The organism is Elstera litoralis (assembly GCF_000963705.1).
Classification (GTDB): Bacteria; Pseudomonadota; Alphaproteobacteria; order Elsterales; family Elsteraceae; genus Elstera; species Elstera litoralis.
On the sequence record NZ_LAJY01000563.1, the window covers coordinates 1 to 2,314 of the forward strand.

Genomic DNA, 2,314 nt, shown 5'->3' on the forward strand with positions numbered 1-2,314 from the left:
CACTGTGTATACTCTTGAGGGGCGATGCGCAGTTTATGTCGATGCGCGTGGGTAGGCGATTGAATTAATTGAGGTTTTAAAATATTGGGCTTGCCGGAGTGGGTGCGACAAAATGCGACTACGAATGTATTGTTTGTGTAAGAAAATTTGGAAAGCCGAAATTTTTAAAATATAAATTGGATTAAATCTCTATAGAAGATGACTTTAAAATAAAATTGAAAATCGTTATTTCTATAATTAAGAGGATTCTGCCCGAGGGTGCTTCGCTGTCTTTATCTAAATTTAAAGTTTTGCGGTTCTATCTTGGCGCAGGGAGATCCTGTTTTAGAAAGGAAACGAGCGATGAAGATTGGTCATAAAATATTCAGCCTGGTTATCGGCCTCAGCCTTTTGACGGGTGGCATGGTCGTGCTTTCGCACGCGGCGCTTAACGAGGGCCGGGTTCGATTCGAGCAAGAGCTTGCCGCGGTCAATCAGTTGCACGCGGCCAACCGGGCGACGGCCAATCTTCTGTCTTTTGTGCGGGCGGTAGAATTCATGCCGCTCGATCTTCTGGTGCCGGATCGCCGGGCGATGGAAGCGGCGGCGGCGGACGAACTCAAGCGGTTGCGCGTTCGGCTGGAGCAGTTGCAGAAGGATGCCGTCGATCCGGCAGACCGGCGCAACGTCGCCGCGATCGTCGCGCGGTTGCAGCCTTATGAAAAAACCTATCTCGGCATTCAAGCGATGACGCAGGACGGCAATCCCAATGGCCGCTCGAAAGCCGAGGGCGAAGCTTTTGGACAAGTCGGTTTGATCGCGGCAATGCGCCAGGATTTGCGGGACATTGAAGACCGGAATTCGAAGATTGTTGAAGACCAGGCCAAGGGCTTCCTGATGCACGCCGATGCGGCGGATCGCAACGCCCTGATCGTAGGGATTTCGGGGATCGTTCTGGGGCTTATCGGGTCGGCCCTGGTCGCCCGAAAGGGGATCATCGGCCCGCTGAACCATATTACCGGGGCGATGACGCGGGTTGCGGCAGGCGATTTGACGGGCAGCGTGCCGGGCGTCGGGCGACGCGACGAATTGGGCAATCTTGCCAGTGCTTTGCAGCAGTTCAAGGCGCAAGCCGAACAGAACCGCCAGTTGCAGGCCGAGCAACAGCAGGCCGAAGTGCGGGCGGCCCAGGAAAAGCGCACGGCGATGCTGGGCCTCGCCGAACAGTTCGAGCGCAGCGTTGGGGCGCTGATGCAAGAAACCGTGGATGCGGCCTTCGGCTTGGGGCAGGGGGCGAGTGTGCTGCAAACCTCCGCCGCCAGTGCCATCCGTCAAGCGGCAGCGGCCTTCTCAGCCGCCGATCAAACGGCCGCCAATGTGCAGACCGTCGCGTCGGCCACGGAAGAGCTGACCAGCTCGATCGGCGAAATCACGCGCCAGACCAGCCTTTCTGTAACGATGGCGGCGGAAGGCGTGCAGGCGGCAGAGGCGACGACCAGCGCGATTGCCGTGCTGCGGCAAACGACCGAGCAAATCGGCGATGTCGTTCGCCTGATTACCGATATCGCCGGGCAAACCAATCTACTTGCGCTGAATGCCACGATCGAGGCGGCGCGGGCGGGGGAGGCCGGCAAAGGCTTTTCGGTCGTGGCGTCGGAAGTCAAAAGCCTCGCCAATCAAACCGCCCGAGCGACCGACGAGATCCAGGCGCAGATTACGGCGATTCAAAGCGGAACCGGCCTTGCCGTTGAGCGCGTCACGCAGATCGCCGAGGTCATTCGCCGGATGAGTGAGCTCAGCACGACGGTTGCCGCCGCTGTTGGCCAGCAAGGGGCCGCGACCGGCGAGATCGCCCGGAATGTCCAGGAGGCAGCCCAAGGCACCGAGCTTGTTGGCAAAAGCGTTGGCACGATGCAAGGGGCTGCCTCGGAAACCGGCCAAGCTGCAGAATCGGTCACGGCCGCCGCCGATGGGCTCAATCGCACCACCGAGGCCCTTAAGCAGGCGGTGGCGAGTTTTCTGGGTCAAGTCCGGGCGGCGTAGCGGTTTTGCCGGTCCAGGAATGTTTCTTGAGGCACGGCCCCATTTTGGCGGGGCCGTGCCCGGTCATACGAGATTTTTTCATCGGGGTGCTAGCTCTGTCATACTTCTTGTGATACAGAAGCCTCATCACGTAGGAGGCTGACATGTCTATTACTTTTAACGAAGCATACTATATCCAGCAGAACCCGGATGTCCTGAAGGCCATCTCGCAGCAGCAGGTTTCAAGCGGGCTCGATCATTTTCTGCGCTTCGGCGCGCGCGAGCTGCGCAATCCGAATGCTATTTTCGATTC

At 58.2% G+C, this 2,314-nt stretch carries 1 protein-coding gene; it reads left to right on the plus strand.

Annotated elements, in window-relative coordinates:
• Positions 1–342 precede the first annotated feature (342 nt).
• On the plus strand, positions 343–2,022 hold the full coding sequence (locus VZ95_RS17440; RefSeq protein ID WP_052711900.1) for a methyl-accepting chemotaxis protein: 1,680 nt from the start codon (positions 343–345) through the stop codon (positions 2,020–2,022).
• The last annotated feature ends 292 nt before the right edge of the window (positions 2,023–2,314 follow it).

What these genes read in the sequence shown, in the direction of transcription:
- VZ95_RS17440 (WP_052711900.1), top strand. Translation starts at nt 343, where the DNA reads ATGAAGATTGGTCATAAAATATTCAGCCTGGTTATCGGCCTCAGCCTT.